Annotated in this window: 17 protein-coding genes; 12 read left to right on the forward strand and 5 right to left on the reverse strand. The window is 42.0% G+C overall.

The features are described 5' to 3' along the window. Positions 1-21: 21 nt before the first annotated feature. On the reverse strand, positions 22-1,470 hold the full coding sequence (locus AAFN85_RS07835) for a capsule assembly Wzi family protein (protein WP_347526562.1): 1,449 nt from the start codon (positions 1,468-1,470) through the stop codon (positions 22-24). A 327-nt stretch (positions 1,471-1,797) separates the two neighbouring features. On the opposite strand from AAFN85_RS07835, the gene rpsF reads away from it, so the two are divergent. The 4 genes from rpsF to mtgA all read left to right on the forward strand — a co-directional run bounded on the left by rpsF (position 1,798) and on the right by mtgA (position 3,761). Beyond that, positions 1,798-2,160, forward strand: coding sequence for a 30S ribosomal protein S6 (gene rpsF / locus AAFN85_RS07840; RefSeq protein ID WP_347526563.1), 363 nt, complete (start codon positions 1,798-1,800; stop codon positions 2,158-2,160). Then, positions 2,160-2,423 carry a 30S ribosomal protein S18 gene (rpsR, locus tag AAFN85_RS07845; protein WP_022833472.1) on the forward strand — a complete coding sequence of 88 codons (264 nt, stop codon included), beginning with the start codon at positions 2,160-2,162 and terminating at the stop codon, positions 2,421-2,423. Before rpsF ends, rpsR begins: the two co-directional genes overlap by 1 nt. A 16-nt stretch (positions 2,424-2,439) precedes the next feature. Then, positions 2,440-2,883 (forward strand): 50S ribosomal protein L9, encoded by a 444-nt coding sequence (gene rplI / locus AAFN85_RS07850; RefSeq protein ID WP_347526564.1) that lies wholly within the window; start codon positions 2,440-2,442, stop codon positions 2,881-2,883. A gap of 197 nt (positions 2,884-3,080) precedes the next feature. Next, entirely contained in the window at positions 3,081-3,761 is a 681-nt protein-coding gene (gene mtgA, locus AAFN85_RS07855) for a monofunctional biosynthetic peptidoglycan transglycosylase (protein WP_347527113.1), read from the forward strand. 125 nt (positions 3,762-3,886) lie between these two features. On the opposite strand, the gene AAFN85_RS07860 is transcribed toward mtgA, so the two are convergent. The 4 genes from AAFN85_RS07860 to AAFN85_RS07875 all read right to left on the reverse strand — a co-directional run bounded on the left by AAFN85_RS07860 (position 3,887) and on the right by AAFN85_RS07875 (position 7,755). Next, positions 3,887-4,321: a hypothetical protein gene (locus tag AAFN85_RS07860; RefSeq protein WP_347526565.1), complete on the reverse strand. Its 435-nt coding sequence runs from the start codon at positions 4,319-4,321 to the stop codon at positions 3,887-3,889. Between the two features lie 14 nt (positions 4,322-4,335). Next, positions 4,336-4,950, reverse strand: coding sequence for a DUF1801 domain-containing protein (locus tag AAFN85_RS07865; protein ID WP_347526566.1), 615 nt, complete (start codon positions 4,948-4,950; stop codon positions 4,336-4,338). Positions 4,951-5,042: 92 nt separating this feature from the next. Continuing rightward, a complete protein-coding gene (gene typA, locus AAFN85_RS07870) occupies positions 5,043-6,854 on the reverse strand; it encodes a translational GTPase TypA (RefSeq protein WP_347526567.1) in 1,812 nt (603 codons plus the stop codon). 112 nt (positions 6,855-6,966) lie between these two features. Next, a complete protein-coding gene (locus AAFN85_RS07875; RefSeq protein ID WP_347526568.1) occupies positions 6,967-7,755 on the reverse strand; it encodes an alpha/beta hydrolase-fold protein in 789 nt (262 codons plus the stop codon). Between the two features lie 166 nt (positions 7,756-7,921). Here AAFN85_RS07875 and AAFN85_RS07880 point away from each other — a divergent pair, with 166 nt between their 5' ends. From AAFN85_RS07880 to AAFN85_RS07915, 8 genes are all read left to right on the forward strand, one after another. Continuing rightward, positions 7,922-8,629, forward strand: a complete 708-nt coding sequence (locus AAFN85_RS07880; protein WP_347526569.1) for an alpha/beta fold hydrolase — start codon at positions 7,922-7,924, stop codon at positions 8,627-8,629. Positions 8,630-8,636: 7 nt separating this feature from the next. Beyond that, complete coding sequence (locus AAFN85_RS07885; RefSeq protein WP_347526570.1) at positions 8,637-9,128, forward strand: hypothetical protein; 492 nt, start codon at positions 8,637-8,639, stop codon at positions 9,126-9,128. Positions 9,129-9,154: 26 nt separating this feature from the next. Then, on the forward strand, positions 9,155-10,267 hold the full coding sequence (locus AAFN85_RS07890) for a hypothetical protein (RefSeq protein ID WP_347526571.1): 1,113 nt from the start codon (positions 9,155-9,157) through the stop codon (positions 10,265-10,267). Positions 10,268-10,404: 137 nt separating this feature from the next. Further along, positions 10,405-11,502, forward strand: coding sequence for a carboxylate-amine ligase (locus AAFN85_RS07895; protein ID WP_347526572.1), 1,098 nt, complete (start codon positions 10,405-10,407; stop codon positions 11,500-11,502). A gap of 112 nt (positions 11,503-11,614) precedes the next feature. Continuing rightward, positions 11,615-12,442 (forward strand): GMP synthase, encoded by an 828-nt coding sequence (locus AAFN85_RS07900; protein ID WP_347526573.1) that lies wholly within the window; start codon positions 11,615-11,617, stop codon positions 12,440-12,442. Between the two features lie 184 nt (positions 12,443-12,626). Beyond that, entirely contained in the window at positions 12,627-13,820 is a 1,194-nt protein-coding gene (locus tag AAFN85_RS07905; protein ID WP_347526575.1) for a hypothetical protein, read from the forward strand. A 41-nt stretch (positions 13,821-13,861) separates the two neighbouring features. Further along, positions 13,862-14,044: a FeoB-associated Cys-rich membrane protein gene (locus AAFN85_RS07910; RefSeq protein WP_347526576.1), complete on the forward strand. Its 183-nt coding sequence runs from the start codon at positions 13,862-13,864 to the stop codon at positions 14,042-14,044. A gap of 64 nt (positions 14,045-14,108) precedes the next feature. Next, complete coding sequence (locus tag AAFN85_RS07915; protein WP_347526577.1) at positions 14,109-17,558, forward strand: glycosyltransferase; 3,450 nt, start codon at positions 14,109-14,111, stop codon at positions 17,556-17,558. The last annotated feature ends 25 nt before the right edge of the window (positions 17,559-17,583 follow it).

Here is a 17,583-nt window from a genome sequence, read left to right on the forward strand (position 1 = left end):
CAACTAACAATATTCAAGACATTATAAAAATGTTTTGGACACCTTTAAAATAACACCAAACGAATTATAAAGTAAAGCTCCTCTGTCACATCCCAATTCGTATCCTACCGCATAGCCATTTCGCAGCGATCTGTTGCTTGCTAAATACAATGACAATTGGTTTACCGGCTTAAACGTACCAGAGGACTTGGCTATCGCTCCAAAAGATGTTTTATAGGGATCCGGCCCTGTTGCAAATGTGCCTAAATTATGAGAAAATGACACCTTGCCTGTGTAATACCAATTAAACAGATAAAATTGAGCCGCACCATGCAGTGCCCATAACCTGTTATTAATAAAAAATTGTTGTTTATTACGCCCCAGGTCGGCCCGGCCATCATAAGTCTGAGTTATGAAAGGAGTGCCCATAGAGAATAATTTATATGACCATCCTTCTGTATACTCATAGTTATTATAATAATCTTCTGCCCCCGATTCTGTTCTTTTTGATTTTAAGTAACCCGCCTGATTAGCAGTGTACAAAAACTCAAATAACAATTTGCGCCAGGAAAAATTACCGGATACAGGTTGATTATTAGCAATAGTTATCCCATTCAAACCATCGCTAATATTGGCGAGTGAAGCAAGCGCACCCTTATCATAAAAATTTTGCCGATAAAGCCTTAACGTTAGCGCGTCGAACCTATATTCTGCTGCTACATCCAGCGAACCAAGATGATTACCTACTTTTGACTGGTTAAAAACCTTTCCCCTGATGGCATACCAATAGGTTTCAAGTCCCGACAACGTAAAACTCGGCCCCAAAACACGTCTTTCGTCGCCCCACAAAACTTCATGATTAAAACCGGTTTCGAAACTAAAACGCCATGACGGCTTGCCGATTTTAGCGTAAAGGTAATTTTCGAGGTAAAAAGATTTAATACCGTCTGGCTGCTTACCATATTTTGTTGATACTGTACCTGCGTAACCCGTTGCAAAAACCGCCTTTATTGCCAATAGTTTGCCAAAAACGGGTAAGCTATAATAATTAGGCACACCAATACTTACTTTAGGAATACCCAACGCATTACCTGAAATAGCGAACGATCCGGATGATAATGAAGAATCAACCAAACCAATTATATCTTTGGAACGACCAGCTTTAAGTTCAAGTAAGCCTGCATGGGCCTTAACAAATCCTTCAATTAAGGTAAAATTACTATTACTGCCCACATTTCCCCTGCCTTCAAACGATGCACTCCATCCGAAAGTCTTAGTTGTATCATAGTCTTTTCTGATACGGCCAATCAAGATACCAGAGCCACCCGAAACCGGCACACTCCCAAACTTATTTGCCCGCAACCAAAATGGAACGGTCCCATCTGTTGTAATCCCAGCCTGCGTTTCCAGGTTAATATGCAAATTATTAGTTTGTGCTTTTACAAATGCACAAGACAGCAATAAAAGTAGCGGCAAATATATTTTCTTCATAGTATAGATAATTGCCTCAATATACAAATTAATCATTAATTAATTAAAAATATCATATTAAAAATGATAATTTAATAATTAATTGATAACAAACATCAGACTTAACAACAATAAAAACATTTAAACACCTTTGTTTTAACAAAATAATAATTTACACTTTCGAAAATCGCAATAATCCTGAAACAAATCCAAACCACATTAAATGTTAACAAATAACTACTAATAAATTCCAAGCCAACTATACAGAAATCACTATTGGCTTTTTGAATAATTATTTATACATTTGCAGCCCCGATATAACGGGTAAATAATTAAAAATCAAGTATAATGCAACAGTACGAAATCGTGATCGTTCTAACCCCGTTGCTTTCAGAAGAGATTGCTAAAGAGGCAAATGCCAAATACAGCAAAGTTCTTACTGATGGCGGAGCCGAAATTGTCCAGGAGGATAATTGGGGTTTGAGAAAATTAGCGTACCCTATCCAAAAGAAAACTACAGGGTACTATCACTTAACTGAATTTAAGGCTCCAGGTGAATTAATTAACAAATTGGAGGTTGAGTTAAGGCGCGATGAGCGTGTTTTGCGTTTCCTGACCATTGCTTTGGATAAACATGCCATTGCTTACAATGACAAAAAACGTAGCGGTGCTTTTAACAAAAAACCTAAAGCAGAGGAGGCAGCAAACTAATGGCTAACGAACAAATTAAATACGTTACCGCTCCAAAAGTGGAGGATAACCGCAAAAAATACTGCCGTTTCAAAAAGAATGGTATCAAGTATATCGATTACAAAGACGCAAACTTTTTATTAAAGTTCATTAACGATCAGGGTAAAGTATTACCACGTCGTTTAACCGGTACTTCATTAAAATTTCAGCGTAAAGTGGCTCAAGCTGTTAAACGTGCTCGCCACATCGGTTTATTACCTTACGTTACAGATTCATTAAAATAATAGGAGATTTAAGAAAATGGAAGTTATTTTAAAACAAGATGTAAAAAACCTGGGTGATAAAGACGACGTAGTAAACGTTAAACCAGGTTATGGCCGTAACTACCTTTTACCTAAAGGTTACGCCATATTAGCTACTGAAAGTGCCCGTAAAGTTTTGGCCGAAAACCTTAAACAAGCTCAATTTAAGCAAGAAAAGATCCGTAAGGATGCTGATGCTATTGCAGCCCGTTTAGAAGGTGTTAAATTAAACATTGGTGCTAAAGCTGGCGAAACAGGCAAAATCTTCGGTGCTATCAACACTATCCAAATTGCTGATGCATTGAAAAAAGAAGGTTTTGAAGTTGATCGTCGTCGTATCACTTTTGATCAGGAGCCTAAATTTGTTGGTGAATACGTAGCCAACATCAACCTGCACAAAGAGGTTAAAGTACAAGTTCCGTTTGCAGTAGTAGCGGAATAATTATATTCAGGATTTCGAAGTTTCGATTTCGGATTTCTGGAAAAAATTATAATTTTTGAGGGTGTTTTACCAATGGTAAAACACCCTCTTCTTTTTTATAAGGAAATTTTATAACAGTGCTAACGTTTTTCAACAAAACCAACCAAAAATCCAAATCAGGTAAACGGAATCCAAAAACGGATTCGAAGTTTTACGGTATCCCCAAACTCATATTCAGGATCTTTAAACTGGTATTCATCCTTTTTTTTGGATTGAGCTTGCTTGGCGTAATTGGCTATCGCTTTATTAACCCTCCTTTTACCTGGCTAATGATAGAGCGCGGCTTTCAGCGTAAATCTGATGGCAAGGATTGGAAGATAGATAAAAAGTGGAAGGATTTTGACGATATCTCGGATAACATGAAACGCGCCGCCGTTGCTGCCGAAGATCAGACTTTTTTGGAGCACCACGGTTTCGACTTTAACGCTATTGAAAAAGCTATCGAAAAAAACTCGCACAGTAAAAAATTGATCGGCGGTAGCACCATATCGCAACAGGTAGCTAAAAACGTTTTTCTTTGGGAAGGGCGTTCATTACTTCGCAAAGGCATTGAAGCTTATTTTACCGTGCTGATAGAAACCTTCTGGAGCAAAAAGCGCATTATGGAGGTGTATCTAAATGAGATTGAAATGGGCGATGGTATTTATGGTGTTGAGGCTGCATCTCAAGCCTATTTTCATAAGTCGGCTTCTGATTTGACCCGTCAGGAAGCCGCCGCCATCGCGGTGATTTTCCCAAGCCCGCTAAAATGGTCGGCTACTAATCCAACCAAGTATTTAAAGCACAGGCAGTACTTGATCATGAAAAACATGCGCAGGTTGGGGCCATTGGATTTTTAGGATCGATGGGGCTTCCTGCATAAATCAAAGCATGGCGTATTTTGGCTGAAGCCAACTATTATAACACAATTAACCGTCCCTTAAAAGGGACGGCAATGAAAAGAGAACCTATTAGGTGGAATCCCTTAGATCTTATTCCACCTGGGCAATTTGCCAAAGAATTCCAAATGTCTTTTCAGCAATAAGTTCTCAATAACAGCTGGACAATCATCATTTTTACTATCGTCTGTTACATACCAATAAACATCCAGCGCTTCAATATCCTCTATCAAAATTTGGCTTGGCCAGGAATTTTTTCGGGCAACCTTCCCAAACTGATGCCCGTTAACAATTCTATCTTTTATTCCACCGAGCCCCGCTTTTCTAACAGAAACCAAACCATCACTGCCCCTTTTACCTGATCTACCTATATAAATAAGTTCAATTCTGCCTTTAGCTAAAGCGTAAACTAAATAAACCCCACTCTGATTTGAAGGCGCATTACAAGCTTCCGACAATTTGACTTTACTTGTAAAGAAAAAATGCCCATTATCTTTGTATCTATTTAATTCATCAAACATTACGATACCATCTATTACTTTTTATACTTCCAATGCCGTGACTTACCTTCAGCAAGCCACTCTGCGGCCGTTTCCATGCGTTTAAGCCGGGTGTCTTCGCTTTTAGCCTCGGTTATCCAAACGATATATTCCTTCTTCTGCGAGTAGCTAAACTGGTTCAGATTAAGCCAGGCCTGCGGATGGGCTTCTAAAAACTTAACAAAGTAATCGGGCACCTCCAATTCATCGCGTTGGGCCGGAGTTTTTTTCTGAGATGCAGGTCTCGGTTTATTGTCTTCATTTAAGGCTACAGCCTGTAGTATAAATTCAATAAGCACTTCTTTTTTCGGCAGATCATCAATACTGGTTAACCGGCCAAAGCTACCCGCCGCCTGATCGGCCAGGCTTAATATCTTATCCGGATCGTGCAATAATGAAGCCTTCCAAAACCCGAACGAACAATGCTGCTTAAAAGCTGCCATATTACAAACCACACCTTTGTAATCAAAAAATGGCATGCTCCATTTCATGGTTTCTGTTATTCCTGGTACAGCTTCGTGTACCACAGCACGGATGTATTTTAAAATTGGCTGCGCAAAGTCGGCTGATTTTTCAATGTAAGCATCGATACGGTTATCGTGGTGTTCCATAAAACTAATTTAGCAAATAGCATATTGGTTATCAAACACAAAAAAGCCCCCTATTTGCATAGGAGGCTTAAAAAAACATATTATATCAATTATTATTGGCTTGTAAACTTTTTAGCATTGATTTTGCGTTCGTTTTCGTTAAGGAAAATTTTACGTAAACGGATGCTTTGTGGTGTTACCTCAATGTACTCATCAGCCTGGATATACTCCATCGATTCTTCTAACGAGAATTTGATAGCCGGAGCAATACGTACGTTAGTATCGCTACCAGATGCACGCATGTTGGTTAACTGCTTGCCTTTAGTTAAGTTGATAACCAAATCGTTATCACGGATGTGCTCGCCTAATACCTGGCCTTCATAAATATCAACTCCGGGATCAACGTGGAACCTGCCACGATCCTGTAATTTATCAATAGCGAAAGCGGTAGTTTTACCGGTATCCATTGATACCAATACACCATTTAAACGGCCCGGGATCTGACCTTTCCATGGTTCGTAAGCTTTGAAACGGTGTGCCATGATAGCCTCGCCACCTGTAGCAGTTAATACGTTGTTACGTAAACCGATAATACCACGTGCAGGGATATCAAACTCAAGGTGTTGCAAATCGCCTTTTGGCTCCATGATCAACAAATCACCTTTGCGTTGTGTTACCAGCTCAATTACTTTACCGGCAACATCGCCCGGTACGTCAACAATCAGGGTTTCAACCGGCTCACATTTAACACCGTCAATTTCTTTAACGATAACCTGTGGCTGACCAACCTGCAACTCGTAACCTTCACGACGCATAGTTTCGATCAATACCGACAAGTGAAGGATACCACGACCATACACTAAGTATGAATCAGGCGATTCGGTTTCAACAACCTTAAGCGCCAGGTTTTTCTCCATCTCTTTGTACAAACGATCGCGCAGGTGGCGTGATGTAACAAATTTACCTTCTTTACCAAAGAAAGGTGAAGTATTGATGGTGAACAACATGTTCATTGTTGGCTCATCAATTTTAATTACTTCCAGTTGCTCCGGGTTTTCAAAATCGGCAATGGTATCGCCAATGTCAAAACCATCGATACCAACTACAGCGCAGATATCGCCCGAGCTAACTTCAGTAGCGCGTACTTTACCTAAACCTTCAAAAGTATAAAGCTCTTTGATCCTTGTTTTTTGGATAGTGCCATCGCGTTTTACCAACGATACCGGCTGACCTTCTTTAACAGTACCACGTGCAACCCTACCGATAGCAATACGACCTACGAAAGATGAATAATCTAACGAGGTGATCTGCATTTGTAAAGAACCTTCAGCAATAGGTGCCGGCGGAATGTTTTCTAATATAGCATCCATCAACGGAAAAATATCCGTTGTTGGTTTTTTATAATCTGTGCTCATCCAGCCTTGTTTTGATGAACCGTAGATAACCGGGAAATCCAGTTGATCTTCAGTAGCTTCAAGGTTGAAGAATAATTCGAAAATTTGTTCGTAAACCTCTTCAGGACGGCAATTCTCTTTATCAACTTTGTTTACAACCACAATTGGCTTAAGGCCTAAAGCCAAAGCTTTTTGAGTTACGAAACGGGTTTGAGGCATGGCGCCTTCAAAAGCGTCGCAAAGTAATAATACACCATCAGCCATTTTCAATACACGCTCAACCTCGCCACCAAAATCGGCGTGACCAGGGGTATCGATAATGTTGATCTTAACATCTTTATACCTTACAGATACGTTTTTTGAAACGATGGTGATACCACGCTCACGTTCAAGGTCGTTGTTGTCAAGGATTAACTCTCCGGTTTGCTCATTGTCCCTAAAAATGGCACAGCTGTGCAGGATTTTATCAACCAAAGTAGTTTTACCGTGGTCAACGTGCGCGATGATCGCAATATTTCTGATTTTTTGCATGAAAATGCCTCTATAAATTTGGCGCAAAGGTACGCTTAATATATGAGATTATAAAGCGTTTGCAAGTTATAATTGATAATTAATGTAATCTTAATATCAAAAACCATCTACCCTATCTCCCAAAAGCCCAAACCAAAAACTTAGCCATGGCTTTACCCCAGGTATCGGTATTATGCGTGCCGCCTACTACTTCAACGTATCGAATATCATTGAGACGGGAAAAACCTTTAGCTTCCATCTCGCTGATCAGGTCGATGGTATCGTCAATGGCATCGATAATACCATTCTTGTTCCGGTCGCTGGTTTCATCTTTGGTGCCGGTTTGCAGCCAGGTTTTAATGGAAGGTTTGTTTTTTGTTTCACGGATAACCTGGTGCATAAGCCTGTCGGCATCGGTATAGCCTTTAGCCAGGTCTTTTCCCCTCCACCAAAACGAACCAGAAAAAACACCGGCCTTATTAAAGAATGCAGGGTTGTTCCAAACGATATCAAAAGCGGATAAGCCGCCTAACGAAAAGCCCGCGAACGCAGTTGTGTCAAATTCACCGAAGCCGGTCAGGTTTTCTAATTGAGGTAATAGCTCCTGCTTAATAAATTGTGTGTAGGTATCAGCTTTGCCACCCCTGCCTTTAAAATCGGGCTTACCGGCAATGCCATATTCATCAATACGGTTTTCATCGGCGTGGATAGCAACCACTATTATTGGTTTTATGCGGTGCGTATTGTACAGAGTTTCTAACGTGTTTATAAATCCCAGGTTTTCCAGTTCCTGGCCATCGTTAAGCAATAGCAGGTTTAGCGGCTCTGCAATGTCACCCTCCTCAGGCTTCAGGATGGTTAAGGTTACATCCCTGCCAAGCAGTTTGGAGGTTATGTTTATATTTTGTTGGGTAATCGTCATTTCAGTATCAAGCCAGCCCGGGTACATCTCTCAGTCTAAATTAAAATTAAGGGCGCAAAATTAAACTATCCATTTTACTTTTTGGGGCCGATGATTAATATTATCAGGCTGTTGCCTATTTGAAACAAAGCTGTTAACTTACAATCATTATAAAAACTACACTACCTTGACGGAAAAATATCACCGCTGGCACTCCCCCAATACAGGTACCGACCTGGAAATGCTGGTATTTGGCGACCGTGGTTACCCGGTTATCCTGTTTCCTACCACCAAAGGCCGCTACTATCAAAATAAGGATTTCCGCCTGATAGAAAGTGTGCAATGGTTTGTGGATAACAGCCTGGTAAAGATCTATTGTCCCGATACTATCGACGACCGCAGCTGGTATAACAAAAGTATCCACCCGGCAGATAGGGCTAAAACTTACGAGGGCTATGATCGTATGCTGGTGAACGAACTAATCCCCTGGGCGGTTCACGAAACAGGGGTAAAAAAGGTGGCTGTAGCAGGATGCAGTTTTGGTGGATACCATGCGGCTAACTTCGCCTTTAAACATCCCGAAAAGGTAAAACACCTGTTTAGCATGGGTGGCGCGTTCAACATTAAAATGTTTACCGATGGCTATTATGATGATACCATTTTTTACAACAACCCGGTAGACTTTTTGCCCGGCAGCAATCACAGCGATTTATGGCAGATGAACATCATCCTCGGCACATCCGAGTATGATATTTGCAAAGGCTATAATATTGAGCTATCAAACATTTTAAAGCAAAAAAACATTAATCATTGGTTGGATATCCGCCCCTTTGCCAATCACGACTGGCCGATATGGCGCGAGATGTTTCCACATTATTTGTCGACCATTAAGTAATTAGCAAATGTTTAAATCAATTGAAAAATTAAAAGAAATTAACTTTGAAGGCTTTAAGTCGATAAAAGAATTAAAAGAAAACATCGATTTAATCCCTCAAAGACCAGGTGTTTATTTAGTTTTAAACTTAAACCAATCAGTTCCTGAGTTTTTAGCCATTGGAACAGGTGGGCATTTTAAAAGTAAAAACCCTAATAAAGACCTCAATTATCTAAAAGCAAAATGGATAAATGATACACACGTAGTGTACATCGGCAAGGCTGGCGGGAATAACAATTCAACTTTAAGATCTCGTTTAAAACTGTACTTGGATTTTGGGAATGGCAAACCTGTTGGACATTACGGAGGTCGGCTCATTTGGCAATTAGCCCACTCACCCAATTTAATCATTTGTTGGAAAGTGCTAAATGATGAAAATCCAAGAGATGTTGAAAAGCAACTTATTCTCGATTTCAGCAATCAATTTGGTAGCAAGCCATTCGCAAATATCAACAGCTAAAACATAATAATAAACTACCATCTACCATGAAAAAAATTGGCATCTTATTCGGACAGGAAAACACATTTCCGCATGCATTTGTGGACCGCGTGAACCAAAAGGCAGAAAAAGGTATCAGCGCCGAATTTGTTCGGTTGGATAAAGTGATGCAGGCCGAACCGTTGGATTATTCGGTGATTATCGACCGGATCTCGCAGGATGTGCCGTACTATCGCGCAGCCCTGAAAAACGCGGCTATCTGCGGTACCGCGGTTATCAACAACCCATTTTGGTGGAGTGCCGACGAAAAGTTTTTCAACAACGCGCTCGCTGTTAAAATTGGTGTACCTGTACCTAAAACCGTGATCCTGCCATCAAAAGAATTACCCGACGATACCACCAACCTATCGTTCCGCAACCTTGCCTACCCGCTTGATTGGGATGGCATATTTAACTATGTAGGTTTCCCGGCTTATATGAAACCTTTTGACGGCGGCGGCTGGAAAGAAGTTTATAAATTAGAGGATAGCAAAGACTTTTTCGACAAGTACAACAAAACCAAACAGTACGTAATGATGCTGCAGGAAGAAGTTGTTTTTGACGATTACTTCCGCTGCTATTGCATTGGCGGCAAACATGTACGCATTATGCAATACGAGCCGCGCAACCCACATCATTTACGATACGAACATGGCAAAGCTCCCGCGGCAAAAAAACTACTGAATACAGTTACAGATTATGTAATAAAACTAAACCAGTATTTAGGTTACGATTTTAACACCGTTGAGTTTGCTGTACGCGACGGCATCCCCTACGCAATTGATTTCTGCAACCCGGCCCCCGATGCCGATGTGAACAGCGTTGGCCAGGAAAATTTTGAATGGGTAGTTGAAACCGCTGCCGATTATGCTATTGAACGCGCTAAAAAACAGAAAGACGGTTTGGATAACCTTACCTGGGGCGAGTTTGTAAAAACTTCGGCAGCTAAATCGCCATTGGTGGCGGCTGTTACTAAAGCTGTTAAGGCCGATGTTTCGGTAGCTGTGGTTGACCATGCTATTGAGGCGGAAGGGAAAACGAAGGTTGCAAAAGCTAAGGCACCTGCTAAAACAGCCGCTGTGAAAGATAAAGCAGCACCTAAAAAGGCAGCTAAGAAATAAGGGCTTGTGCGATTCCCCTCTCGAGAGGGGTGTAGGGGTGTGTTACCTCGCGTAGAAACACACCCCTGCCTTCACACCTACCCTACGCGCCCCCTCTCGAGAGGGGAATTATAAAATATCAGCTAACCAAACCAATTATGAACGAGTTTACCTTAGGTGTTGAAGAAGAATTTATGGTGATCGATCCCGTATCGCGGGAGTTGAAATCGCATGAGCAACGGATTGTGGATAGCGCGCAAAAGATCCACGAAGACCAGGTAAAGGCCGAAATGCACCAGGCCGTGGTTGAAGTTGGCACCCACATTTGCCGTAATACGCAGGAAGCCCGCAAAGAGGTAAGCAAGCTCCGCACAACGGTTGCCCAACTGGCCGGTGATATAGGCTTGCGTATTGGCGCGGCAGGTACCCACCCATTTTCTCACTGGCAGCACCAGCTAATTACCGATCATCCACGGTATTTTGAAATTGTAGATGAGATGCAGGAAGCCGCCCGCTCCAACCTTATTTTTGGTTTGCATGTGCATGTGGGAATCCAATCGCGTGATATGGCTATTCATATCGCTAACCAGGTGCGGTACTTTTTGCCACATGTGTACGCGCTATCAACCAATTCGCCGTTTTGGGAAGGGCGTAATACAGGGTTCAAATCATTCCGCACCAAGGTTTTTGACAAGTTCCCACGCACCGGCATCCCCGATTATTTTAACAGTATTGAAGAGTATGATCGCTACATCAAACTGCTGGTAAAAACCAACTGCATTGATAACGCCAAGAAAATTTGGTGGGATATCCGGGTACACCCCTTTTTCGAAACCATCGAGTTCCGCATCTGCGATTGCCCTATGCTGGTTGATGAAACCATCGCTTTTACCGCTTTATTCCAGGCATTATGCGCTAAGCTGTATAAGCTTCGTGCTCAAAACATGAAGTTTATCAACTACTCCCGTGCACTCATTAATGAAAACAAATGGCGTGCTGCCCGCTATGGCATCGATGGTAAAATGATTGATTTTGGAAAAGAGATGGAGGTTAACACCCGCTCGTTAGTACTTGAATTATTGGATTTTGTTGATGATGTGGTTGATGAACTCGGCTCGCGCGACGACCTCAAATATGTGCACAACATACTGGAGCACGGTACCGGGGCCGACAGGCAACTGGCCATTTACCAGCAAAATAATAACTTTGCCGATGTGGTTGATTATATCACATCACAAACGTTGAAGGGGTTATAGTCCCACCCAAACCCTCCCTAAAGGGAGAGTGCTTAAAAAATCAGGGAGATATATTATTTAACTAAGTAAAAATAAAAAGTCTTCCCCTTCAGGGGAGATTTAGAGGGGGGGTATGAAACCAGCAATAAAAGTAGCCATACTTGATCTGTATGATGGGATAGCGAACGAAGGCATGCGCGGTTTCCAGGATATTTTAAAACGGTACAAGGTCAAACATGATCTTGACCTGGACTACCAGATCTTCGATGTGCGCAAAAAATGCGAAATGGCCGACCTCAACTTTGATATCTACATATCAAGCGGCGGACCAGGCAACCCCTTGGATACCGAAGGCACCGAATGGGAAAAGAAATATTTCAGGCTGATCGACAAGCTGGAAGATCATAACTTATCAAACAATAGCGATAAAAAGCATGTGTTTTTTGTTTGCCATTCGTTTCAGTTGATGTGCCGCAAGTATAAACTGGGCGATATTAATATGCGCCGGTCGCCATCATTTGGGATCTTGCCGGTTAATAAAACAACAGAGGGATTTAACGAGCCTTTGTTTAAAAACCTGGCCGAACCATTTTATGCTGTCGATTCGCGGAGCTGGCAGGTGATCAATCCTGATGAAAAACGTTTTAAAGAGTTGAACATGCAGTTGGTAGCCATTGAAAAAGAACGCCCGCATGTTGATCTGCCGCGCGCCATGATGGCCATTAGGTATAGTGACTACTTTTTTGCCACGCAATTTCATCCCGAGGCCGATGCGATGGGCATGAAAGGCATGCTGCTACGCGAAGAGAAAAAGAACGAAGTAGTTAACGAGCACGGCGAAGTTAAATACCGCGAAATGCTCGAACGCCTTGATGATCCGGATAAGATAACGCATACGCAAAACACGCTGATACCTAACTTTTTGGATGCGGCTTTGGAAAATGTGTTAGGCGTAGTGTAAAGTGATTTCGGATTTTCAATTTCGGATTTTTTATTGGGATTGTACCGATTGATTTTTTTGATAACACCGATTTTGTCTGAACTCGAATTTATGAAATTAAGGAATTACCCGAATGCAAAGCAAATTCAGAAAATTCTAATAATTCCCCCAAATTCGAGTTTGACAATTATGAGGGCCAATACTTATGAACCCATCAGCCAGAAAAACATTTAACGATACCTTCAGCGAGGAGAAATACCAACAATTTCTCACCAAACTCAATGAGGGTTTAAAAGAACCCGTACCGTTCCGCGTAGCTGAAACACCAGTTTTTTTAACTCTCGATTTCAGGGATAAACTGGTGGCTGCCGGCGATGATATTATTAATACCATCCTCCAACCCAATTTTAAAGAACTAACCGAACGGGCTATCCCCGATTTTTGGCGGGTTGCTAATGAAAATGATCACCCGCATTTTATCGCGCTCGATTTCGGCATTTGTAAAGATGAACAGGGAAACATTGTACCTAAATTAATAGAACTTCAGGGTTTTCCATCGCTTTATGGTTTCCAGGTACATTTGGGCGATATATATAGCGATGTTTATGAAGTACCAAGAGATGAAACCATTTTTTTCGGTGAATTAGATAAAGAAAGTTACTTCGCCCTGCTGAAAAAAACAATCCTCGGCCCCTATCAACCTGAAGAGGTAGTGTTGATGGATGTGAACGCGCCCGAACAAAAAACAGCTGTTGATTTTTATCTCACCCAAAAATACATCGGTACACCCGTAGTATCCCTTGCCGATCTGATACAGGAAGGCAAAAAGCTTTATTACATGGCCGGCGATGAAAAGAAACAGATCAAACGCATCTATAACCGTTTGATATTTGATGAGATAGCAGGCGATCCGGAGATCTTTACCAAAGTAGCCGATATCCGCCAACCGCTCGAAGTGGAATGGGTAACGCACCCTAATTGGTTTTATCGCGTAAGCAAGTTCACTATGCCGTTTTTAAGCGGCAATTACGTTCCGAAAACGCAGTTTTTGCACCAGGTTGAGCAAATTCCTGTCGATCTGGAAAACTATGTACTAAAACCGTTGTTCTCTTTTGCAGGTCAGGGCGTGATCATTGATATTAGTAAGCATGATATTGAAGCCATTACTGATCCTGAAAACTGGATACTGCAACAAAAGGTTAATTACGAACCTGTTGTGCAATCGCCAGAGGGAGGCGTTAAAGCCGAGATCAGGCTTTTATACCTTTGGCCTAATGGCGATGAAAAGCCAACGCTGGCTATAAACCTTGCAAGGTTAAGCCGCGGAAAAATGATTGGCGTACGATATAATAAAGATTTTAACTGGGTTGGCGGCACCATTGCCTTTATGCCACGTTAAACCTTATACTATCAGTTGCGTCTGTACGTATATATTAAATAATGTTTAATTTTGCCGATATGAATATGCAGATCATCATTGTTGTTTTACTTTTTGCCGGTGCTGTTTTTTACCTGGGCCGCATGATGTATAAAAGCCTTACTGCCAAAAAGGCTTGCGGTGGTAATTGCAAATGTGGGGTTGATTTTTCGGGCATTGAGCCGGGCAAAACTGCCAAAAACTAAGCAATAAACCATTTCATCATATCTTCATAAGCAACCTATACTTTTAATAAAGTAAAATCTCTTAATGGCATCAAGCAAGCAAGTTTTTCAGGCCGATAACCCGGGAAGGTGGAACCGTTTTAAATGGTTAAGCCGTATATTACTGGTGGTATTGGTTATAGGTATTATAGCCGTAATTGTCACTATCCGCTCTACGTATTATCCCGATCTTCCAAACCTCAACCCGGCTCCTAAAAAGATGTCGAAGGAGGAGCTTGATAAGTTAAAAAAATCGACTAAGTTCAAGTCGTTCCGTATTCAGAAATCAGAGATCGAAGCGCTTGAAAAAGCAAAACGCTTGCACCAGCTTAAACAACCTAACAATAAAGACAGGATAAATGCCGCCTTTTACCGTGCCTGGGAACCCCAGGCCTATAACTCGCTGGTAGTGAACATTGGCCACCTTGATATGGTGGTAAGTGAAGGTTTTTCGATACTGCCTAAGGTTGATACCGTTATCACCAAGCTCGATACCGGGCTTATGAACCTCAACAAAAAGTACCAAAAGCCCATTGTTGTTTCGCTATCAAACTATGTAAATAAGGATAACGCGAGTGGTGGTTACGATACTAAAGATATTGACCGTATAGTCGACAATAAAAAACTCCGTGCCGGATTTATTAACAGTATCCTCAATGCCCTCACTAAATACAAGCTTAAAGGTATTAACGTTGATTTTGACGAACTGCGCGATCGTAACAGCAAAAACTACGTAGCTTTCCAAAACGAACTATACCAAACATTGCATGCCAAAGGTTTCCTAGTTACACAAAACGTTGTACCCGAAGATGAAACTTTTGATATATCAAGGCTTCAGCATGTAAATGACTTCCTGTTTATCATGGCTATTGATGAGCACTATGAAGCCACTAATGCCGGTGATCTATCAAACCAACACTGGGTTGAACAGATATTGGATGACGTATGCTCAAAAGTACCAAGTGAAAAGATCATTTTAACCTTTGCAGGTGGCGGTTACGACTGGACCGAAGGCAGCGTTGGTAAAACCATAGGCTATCAGCAGGCTATCAGTACGGCCGAGGAGCAAAAAAGCAAGATCAATTTCGATCCTATTTCGGCCAACCTGCACTTTACCTATATGGACAAGGATAGTCTTGACCATACCATTTACTTTACAGATGCCGCTACCAACTTCAACGTGATCCGTATGGCCGATGATTGGGCTACCGGCGGTGTATCACTATGGCGTTTAGGTACTGAAGACCCACGTTTGTGGACGTTTTTCCAGAAAAACCTATCTATCGATTCGTTGAGGAAAACCGGTATCGATATGCGGAAACTTACTACCGTAGGTTTGAACAACCGCGTAAATGTTGATTACGACGGCGATGGTGAGGTGCTTGATTTGATCACTACCCCTACTACAGGCGAGATCGATGTGAAGATGGATACAAGTAACTTCACCATTCTTGATCAGCGTTATATTAAGCTGCCTACCAAATACGTGATCCGCAGGTATGGTTATGCGCCTAAAAAAGTAGTTTTAACTTTTGATGATGGCCCCGATCCTGATTTTACACCACGGATTTTAGATATCCTGAAAAAGGAAAATGTTCCCGCAGCTTTCTTTGTTGTAGGATCGATGGCCGAAAAAAATATCCAGCTTTTGCGGCGGGAATATGAAGAAGGTTACGAAATAGGTAACCATACCTTCTTCCACCCAGATATTTCGACCATAAGCTTAAAAAGGGTGATCCTGGAGCTTAACTCCACCCGTAAACTGATCGAATCGGTTACAGGGCGGAGTACAATATTGTTCAGGCCTCCGTTCAATGCTGATGCCGAGCCGCAAACCTTGGCCGAAGTTATCCCGGTTGCCGAAAGCCGCCGCCAAAGCTATATCACCATCGGCGAATCTATCGACCCATGGGATTGGCAGCCAGGCGTAACCGCCGATAGCATCATTGCACGTACCATCCGTCAAAAAGATAATGGTTCCATGATATTGCTGCACGATGCCGGTGGCGATACCCGCGAGGAAACCGTTAAAGCGCTTCCGGCCATTATCCATTACTTTAAATCGCACGGCTACCAATTTACTACCATTGCGGATGTATTGGGTAAAACCAAGGCCGATCTGATGCCTCCTATCAAATCAGAACCAGGCATTTTCGGTCCGGCTTATGATATGTTTGTGCACGGTTATTACTACCTGAACTGGACGCTGGTTTACATATTCCTGTCGGCCATATTCCTGGCCATGGTTAGGATAGTACTGATCGGCGTTTTGGCGGTAAGGCAACGTAGTGAAGATAAAAAATCGAAAAGACTGAACCGCGATAAAGATGTAATGCCTCCTGTAAGCATTATTGTACCAGCTTACAACGAGGAGGTGAACGCGGTAGCCACCATTCAAAGTCTGTTAAAAACTGACTATCCATCGTTCGAGATCATTTTTGTTGATGATGGATCGAAAGATAAAACATACGAGGTTGTAGAGGCTGCTTATGCCGGTAACCCCTTGGTTAAGATATTCACCAAGCAAAACGGCGGCAAAGCATCGGCACTCAACTTTGGTATAACCCATGCCCAAAATGATTTTGTGGTTTGTATTGATGCCGATACGCAGCTAAAATCAGATGCTGTATATCAACTCATGACCTATTTTACCGATGCCGAGATCGGCGCGGTAGCAGGTACGGTAAAAGTTGGTAACGAAACCAATATTATTACCCGCTGGCAATCGATAGAGTACATCACCGCCCAAAATATGGACCGCAGGGCGTTTGACCTCATCAACAGTATCACCGTAGTTCCGGGTGCTATTGGCGCGTTCCGTAAATCAGCTATTTTTAAAGCCGGTGGCTTTACTTACGATACCCTTGCCGAAGATTGCGATCTGACCATGCGCATCCTTAAACAAGGCTACGTGGTGCGTAACTGCGCTGAGGCTGTTGCCTATACCGAGGCTCCGGAAACTATTAATATGCTACTTAAACAGCGTTTCCGTTGGAGCTTTGGCGTAATGCAAAGCTTCTGGAAAAACCGCGACGCGCTGTTCAACAAAAAGTATAAATTCTTCGGGATGGTGGGTATGCCTAATATCCTAATCTTCCAGATCATATTGCCGCTGTTCTCCCCGCTTGCCGACTTAATGATGCTATTCGCATTATTTGGCGAAAAGCCGGAGAAGATGCTGACATACTACTTTGCCTTTGTAATTGTTGATTTTATTGTGGGCATCATCGCCTTCCGGATGGAAAAAGAGGATTACAAAAAGCTTATATACATTATTCCGCAGCGCTTTATGTGGAGGCAGCTGATGTACTACGTGCTGTTTAAATCGTTACGTAAAGCATTAAAAGGCGAGCTAAGTGGTTGGGGAGTATTGAAGCGTACCGGTAATGTTAATGTTAACGGAGGCAGCAGTAAAAAAACACAGCCTATATATATTATAATCGGGGTTGCTGTACTAATAATGATCGGGTATCTGTTGTATAGGCACTTTAGTTAAGCAAAAAAGATTGACAATAAAAGGC

It is taken from the genome of Mucilaginibacter sp. CAU 1740 (assembly GCF_039839285.1).
In the GTDB taxonomy this organism is placed as follows: Bacteria; Bacteroidota; Bacteroidia; order Sphingobacteriales; family Sphingobacteriaceae; genus Mucilaginibacter.

Excerpts from the sequence above, each read along its gene's own strand:
- rpsF (WP_347526563.1), top strand. The coding sequence starts at position 1,798 with ATGCAACAGTACGAAATCGTGATCGTTCTAACCCCGTTGCTTTCAGAA.
- AAFN85_RS07865 (WP_347526566.1), bottom strand. The coding sequence starts at position 4,950 with ATGGAACACCACGATAACCGTATCGATGCTTACATTGAAAAATCAGCC.
- AAFN85_RS07895 (WP_347526572.1), top strand. The coding sequence starts at position 10,405 with ATGAACGAGTTTACCTTAGGTGTTGAAGAAGAATTTATGGTGATCGAT.
- rplI (WP_347526564.1), top strand. The coding sequence starts at position 2,440 with ATGGAAGTTATTTTAAAACAAGATGTAAAAAACCTGGGTGATAAAGAC.
- AAFN85_RS07915 (WP_347526577.1), top strand. The coding sequence starts at position 14,109 with ATGGCATCAAGCAAGCAAGTTTTTCAGGCCGATAACCCGGGAAGGTGG.
- AAFN85_RS07835 (WP_347526562.1), bottom strand. The coding sequence starts at position 1,470 with ATGAAGAAAATATATTTGCCGCTACTTTTATTGCTGTCTTGTGCATTT.
- AAFN85_RS07900 (WP_347526573.1), top strand. The coding sequence starts at position 11,615 with ATGAAACCAGCAATAAAAGTAGCCATACTTGATCTGTATGATGGGATA.
- AAFN85_RS07910 (WP_347526576.1), top strand. The coding sequence starts at position 13,862 with ATGTTTAATTTTGCCGATATGAATATGCAGATCATCATTGTTGTTTTA.
- AAFN85_RS07875 (WP_347526568.1), bottom strand. The coding sequence starts at position 7,755 with ATGACGATTACCCAACAAAATATAAACATAACCTCCAAACTGCTTGGC.
- AAFN85_RS07905 (WP_347526575.1), top strand. The coding sequence starts at position 12,627 with ATGAACCCATCAGCCAGAAAAACATTTAACGATACCTTCAGCGAGGAG.
- typA (WP_347526567.1), bottom strand. The coding sequence starts at position 6,854 with ATGCAAAAAATCAGAAATATTGCGATCATCGCGCACGTTGACCACGGT.
- rpsR (WP_022833472.1), top strand. The coding sequence starts at position 2,160 with ATGGCTAACGAACAAATTAAATACGTTACCGCTCCAAAAGTGGAGGAT.
- AAFN85_RS07885 (WP_347526570.1), top strand. The coding sequence starts at position 8,637 with ATGTTTAAATCAATTGAAAAATTAAAAGAAATTAACTTTGAAGGCTTT.
- AAFN85_RS07890 (WP_347526571.1), top strand. The coding sequence starts at position 9,155 with ATGAAAAAAATTGGCATCTTATTCGGACAGGAAAACACATTTCCGCAT.
- AAFN85_RS07860 (WP_347526565.1), bottom strand. The coding sequence starts at position 4,321 with ATGTTTGATGAATTAAATAGATACAAAGATAATGGGCATTTTTTCTTT.